Genomic DNA, 5,753 nt, shown 5'->3' with positions numbered 1-5,753 from the left:
CAGCGCGCCGCCGACCGCCGGCGCGGCGGCCACGGCCCCCGCGCCCCGGTCGTCGCGCTCCGCCCCGACGACGGACTGCCAACGAGAATCCTGAATCTGCATAAGCGTTCCCCCGCTCATGATGTCTCCCCCCGGAGACTCCCCGCCCTGATACGGGGCTCCCGGCCGGAGTGCGCATCGGTCCGCGCGCACGCCGGACCCGACACCCCGACGAACTACGAACATAGTTGAGTCGGGGTCAATTCAGAAGGGGGAGTTCCGTACGGTGCGCCCCCCGATCGGAGCAAGGCACCGAAGCCACCGGTTTCCCACCCCATGCCCCGCCCCCCGACCCCGCCGTGACCTGCGCCGTTGTCACCGGGCACGCCGCGCGCGCCACCCCGCGCCTCCGTACCCCTCCGGTCACACAATTCGCCGAGCCTGTGGACAAACCCCGGACGGCGATGCCTCATGGGACGGTGACCGAACCTGCGCGCATTCTCGTGGTCGGCGGTGGCTACGTCGGCATGTACACCGCGCTGCGCCTCCAGCGGCAGCTCAGGACGGAGCTCAGGGGCGGCGCCGCCGAGATCGTGGTGGTCACCCCCGACCCGTACATGACGTACCAGCCGTTCCTGCCCGAGGCCGCCGCCGGCTCGCTCTCCCCGCGCCACGTCGTCGTCCCGCTCCGCCGCGTCCTGGACCGCTGCCGCGTCCTCATCGGCGAGGTCGAGTCCATCGACCACGCCAAGCGCACCGCGGTCCTCACCACCCTCGCCACCGCCGAGGAGGGCGCCGGCCCGCTCGCCCTCGCCTACGACGAACTGGTCCTCGCCCCCGGCTCGGTCTCCCGCACCCTTCCCGTCCCCGGCCTCGCCGAGCACGGCATCGGCTTCAAGACCGTCGAGGAGGCCATCGGCCTGCGCAACCACGTCCTGGAACAGATGGACATCGCCTCCTCCACCCGCGACCCGGCCCTCCGCGACGCCGCCCTCACCTTCGTCTTCGTCGGCGGCGGCTACGCGGGCGTGGAGGCCCTGGCCGAACTGGAGGACATGGCCCGGTACGCCACCCGCTACCACCACAACATCAAGCCGGAGGACCTGCGCTGGGTCCTCGTCGAGGCCGCCGGCCGGATCCTCCCCGAAGTCGGCGACGAGATGGGCCGGTACGCGATCCGCGAGCTCCGCGGCCGCAACGTCGACGTCCGCCTGGAGACCCGCCTCGACAGCTACGAGGACCGGGTCGCCGTCCTCAGCGACGGCACCCGCCTGCCCACCCGCACCGTCGTGTGGACCGCCGGGGTCAAGCCGGCCCCCGTCCTCGCCGCCACCGACCTCCCCCTCGACGAGCGCGGCCGGATCCGCTGCACCACCCGCCTCACCGTGGACGGCACCCCCCACGCGTGGGCGGCCGGCGACGCCGCCGCCGTCCCCGACACCACCGCGGGGGAACCCGGCACCCCCTGCGCCCCCAACGCCCAGCACGCCGTCCGCCAGGCCAAGGTCCTCGCCGAGAACCTCGCCGCCTCCCTCCGCGGCCGCCCGCTCAAGGAGTACGCGCACGCGTACGCCGGCTCCGTCGCCTCCCTCGGCCTCCACAAGGGCGTCGCCCACGTCTACGGACGCAAGCTCAAGGGCTACCCGGCCTGGCTGATGCACCGCGCCTACCACCTCAGCCGGATGCCCACCGCCAACCGCAAGGCCCGCGTCCTCGCCGAATGGACCCTCTCCGGCCTGTTCAAACGGGAGATCGTCTCCCTCGGCTCCCTCGAACACCCCCGGGCCGAGTTCGAACTCGCGGCCGCGCCACCGCCCCCGCCGCCCGGACCCGGCCCCGACGGCGACGACAAGCCGTCCTCCTGACATCACTGTCAGTGCACTCGTCCACACTGGACGTGTGACCATAGGTGGGCTCACACCTGCACAGCGTGACTCCGCACGGCACCGACACCACGAGGCATACAGATCCGTGAACTTCACCCGTTGGAGCGCCCGGCTCCCCGGCACGCAGCGCCGCGCGGCGCGGGGGGCCGAAGGCTCCGTGCCCGCCGCCCGCGGTGAGTACGGTCCGCAGGCGGAGCACCCCGCCGAGGACGCCGACCCCGGTGACGTCCCCGCCCTGGAGGACTTCTCCGTACGGGACCTCCTCGGCCGGCTCCCCGGCCTCGTCGCCCTCGTGTACGGCCCCGACCACCGCATCGCGTACGTCAACGAGGCGTATGCCTCCGCCTTCGGCCCCCGCCCCGCCGGCGCCACCGTCGCCGCCACCTGCCCCGAGGCCGAGGACCTCGGCCTGCTGCCCCTCCTCGACCAGGTCCTCCGCAGCGGCAAGCCCCGCACCGTGAAGTCCCGCCGCACCGCCGACGGCGGCTCGTACACCGTCACCTGCCTGCCCGTCGACAGCCCGCGCCTCACCGGCGGCGGCGTCCTCGTCCACGCCGCCGACGTCACCGACCACGCCGAGGCCGCCGAGCGGCTCCGGGCCAGCGAGCGCCGCCACCGCGAGACCGCCGTCACCCTCCAGCGCTCCCTCCTCCCACAGGAGCTGGAGCAGCCCGACGACCTCCGGATCGCCGCCACCTACCAGCCCGGCGTCGCCGACGCCGCCGTCGGGGGCGACTGGTACGACGTCATCACCCTCGGGGCCGGCCGCACCGCCCTCGTCATCGGCGACGTCATGGGCCGCGGCGTCCGCGCCGCCGCCGTCATGGGCCAGCTCCGCACCGCCGTCCGGGCCTACGCGCGCCTGGACCTGCCCCCGCACGAGGTCCTCCAGCTCCTCGACGGCCTCGCCGCGGAGATCGACGCCAGCCAGATCGCCACCTGCGTCTACGCCGTCCACGACCCCAACGAGGGCAAGCTCCTCTACGCCTCCGCCGGCCACCTCCCGATCCTCGTCCGCGACGAGGACGGCACCGTCCGCAAGGCCGGCGACCCCACCGGCCCCCCGCTCGGCACCGGAGGCTGGCTGCACGCCTCCGGCTCCATCGCCCTGCCCCCCGGCTCCACCGCCGTCCTCTACACCGACGGCCTGGTCGAGCGCCGCCGCGAGGACATCGACGAGGGGGTCGACGCCCTCGCCCGCGCGCTCAGCGGCGCCAGCGGCACCCCCCAGGTGATCTGCGACCGGCTCCTCCGCGCCCTCGGCGTCACCGCCGAGCACGACGACGACGTCGCCGTCCTCGTCGTCCAGCACCCCGCCCGCGACGGCGCCGACGCCGAGCTGTTCCACAACGCCGCCCTCGAACTCCTCGGCGGTGTCGAGGCCGCCCCCCGCGCGCGTGCCTTCGCCTCCGGCGTCCTCTCCTCCTGGCGCTTCCCCGTCGAACTCCGCGACCTCGGCGTCCTCGCCACCAGCGAGCTCGTCGCCAACAGCCTCCAGCACGGCACCCCGCCCATGCGGCTGCGGCTGCGCCGCACCGACCGCCGCCTGATCATCGAGGTCACCGACGGCGACGACCACCTGCCGCGCCGCCGCCGGGCGGAAACGGAGGACGAGGCGGGTCGCGGGATCTCCATCGTCGCGACGATCGCCTCGTCCTGGGGGAGCCGCCGCACCCCGGGCGGCGGCAAAGCGGTGTGGTGCGAGTTCGCCCTGCCCGACTAGGCGGCGGCGGTCTCCTTCTCCGGCTGGTGCTGCGCCACGATCCGCGAGGGCTTCACGGCGAGCGCCGGCTGGTCCTGCGCCGGCGTGAGCCGCTTGCCCAGCCGGAGCGCGAGCACGGTCACGAGCAGCGAGAACAGCACGAAGGTCACGATGTACGGCCCGTGCAGCGACGCGCCCATCGGACCGCCCACCGCCGGACCCACCGCCAGCGCCAGCTGCTTCACCAGGGCGAAGGCCGAGTTGTACGAGCCCACCATCGACTCCGGCGCCAGGTCGGCGACCAGCGGCGCCACGGTCGGCGACAGCATCGCCTCGCCGAGACCGAACAGCGCGTACGTGGAGACGAACGCGGCCGTCGCCATCGCCTGGCTGCCGTGGCCGAGCCCCGCGTACCCGGCGATGATCCACGCCACCGCCCAGATCAGGCCGACGGCCGCGATCACCCGGGTGCGCTTGCGGCGCTCCACGAACTTCAGCACCAGGAACTGCGCGAGGACGATCACCGCGGTGTTGGCGGCGAGCGCGACGCCGAGCGTCGACGGCGCGATCCCGGCGGCCTCGGTGCCGTACGCGGCCAGCCCCGACTCGAACTGTCCGTAGCAGGCGAAGAAGAGGACGAAGCCGAGGACGCACAGCTGCACCATCGCCTTGTGGCCGAGCAGCGCCCGGACCCCGCCCTTGCCGCCCCCGGCGGGCCGCGCGCCCTGGAGCGCCGGCGACCCGGCCGTCCGCACGGTGCCGACCACCGCGGCCAGCACCAGGAACATCACGGCCTCGATCGAGAACAGCAGCAGGAAGCTGTCGGGCCGGTCCACGTCGACGAGCTGGCCGCCGATCAGACCACCGACACCCAGGCCGAGGTTCTGCAGGAAGAACTGGAGCGCGAAGGCACGGGTCCGCCCCGCGGGCTCCGAGCACCACACGATCATCGTGGCCAGCGCCGGCTGGAGCACCGCCGTCCCCGCGCCGAGCAGCGCGGCGGCGCCCACCGCCGCCGGCACGCTCGACGCGAGCCCCATCCCGACCGCGCCGACCGCGGCGAGCCCGGAGGCGACGAGCAGCACCGGCACGGGCCCGCGCCGGTCGATCGCCCGCCCGCTGAACGGCAGCACCACGAGCGCGGCCATGGCGAAGACGGCCAGCACCACACCCGCGGTCGTCGCGCCCAGATCCCGCACCTGCGCCACGTACACATAGAGGTACGGCACGGTGAAGCCGAGTCCGAACGCGCTCAGCGCGCTGCCCGCCTGAATCCGGCGCATCTCCGCGCCCCTCGCCTTGGTCACACTCACCCACTTCGGTCGCGGGTTCAGTCTTGTACGCCTGAACCCTGAAGACTTCAATCCTAAAGTTCGATCCTTAACAGTACACATAGAAGGACTTCAACGCCAACGAGGACCGTGGGATACTCCCCGCATGTCCGACACCCCCGAGCGGTCCGCCCCGCAGGAGCCGCAGGAGCCGACGCTCGACGAGCAGATCGCCGCCTATCAGCGCGAGTACCGCGATCTGGACCCCCAGGTGGAGAAGGTGGTCTCCGCCCTGGGCCGGCTGAACCGCCGGATGAACGTGGCGTACGGCCGCCAGCTCGCCGACCTCGGCATCAGCAACGCGGAGTGGGAGGTCCTCAAGACCCTCGTCCTCTCCGGTGCTCCGTACCGCCTGGGCCCGGGTGAGCTGGCCAAGCGCCTCGGCCTCACCCCGGCCGCTATGACCCACCGCATCGACCGCATGGCCGGCGAGGGCCTGGTCACCCGCGACCGCGACGAGAACAACCGCGTCCGCGTGATCGTCGAACTGACGGACGAGGGTCGTACGAAGTGGCTGGAGGCGATGCGCATGGCCACCGACTTCGAGGAGGAGCTCCTCCAGGACCTCTCCACCGAGGAGCGCGGCGCCCTGGGCGACGCCCTGATCCGCCTCCTGCGCAGGGTGGAGCTGACCCAGCCCGACGCCGGCGGCCGGCTCACGGACCTCGACTGAGACCTCACCGGCCGGGGGTTGACTCCACCCCCGGCGGACGCGTAGTGTTCTCCGAGTTGTCACGGAGCCTGAACGGTTCTGCGACGACCATCCCGCCGCGCGAGCGGCACCTCACTCCAGCACGGTCTCCCTCACGGGATGAATTCCGGCATGCCGAAATTCAATTCGAACGACTCGATTAT

The 5,753-nt window shown here is 73.1% G+C and carries 4 protein-coding genes; 3 read left to right on the top strand and 1 reads right to left on the bottom strand.

Going from position 1 to position 5,753, the window contains the following annotated elements:
• Positions 1-443 precede the first annotated feature (443 nt).
• Both AB0E83_RS34965 and AB0E83_RS34960 read left to right on the top strand, forming a co-directional pair.
• Entirely contained in the window at positions 444-1,844 is a 1,401-nt protein-coding gene (locus AB0E83_RS34965) for an NAD(P)/FAD-dependent oxidoreductase (protein WP_362120781.1), read from the top strand.
• A gap of 106 nt (positions 1,845-1,950) precedes the next feature.
• Positions 1,951-3,588, top strand: a complete 1,638-nt coding sequence (locus AB0E83_RS34960; RefSeq protein WP_362120780.1) for a SpoIIE family protein phosphatase — start codon at positions 1,951-1,953, stop codon at positions 3,586-3,588.
• Here AB0E83_RS34960 and AB0E83_RS34955 read toward each other — a convergent pair.
• Positions 3,585-4,850: an MFS transporter gene (locus AB0E83_RS34955; RefSeq protein WP_362120778.1), complete on the bottom strand. Its 1,266-nt coding sequence runs from the start codon at positions 4,848-4,850 to the stop codon at positions 3,585-3,587. The genes AB0E83_RS34960 and AB0E83_RS34955 overlap by 4 nt on opposite strands.
• Positions 4,851-5,004: 154 nt before the next feature.
• Here AB0E83_RS34955 and AB0E83_RS34950 point away from each other — a divergent pair, with 154 nt between their 5' ends.
• Complete coding sequence (locus AB0E83_RS34950; protein ID WP_362120776.1) at positions 5,005-5,571, top strand: MarR family transcriptional regulator; 567 nt, start codon at positions 5,005-5,007, stop codon at positions 5,569-5,571.
• The last annotated feature ends 182 nt before the right edge of the window (positions 5,572-5,753 follow it).

The organism is Streptomyces sp. NPDC035033 (assembly GCF_040636735.1).
Lineage (GTDB): Bacteria > Actinomycetota > Actinomycetes > Streptomycetales > Streptomycetaceae > Streptomyces.
This window is presented reverse-complemented; position numbering and strand designations above follow the sequence as displayed.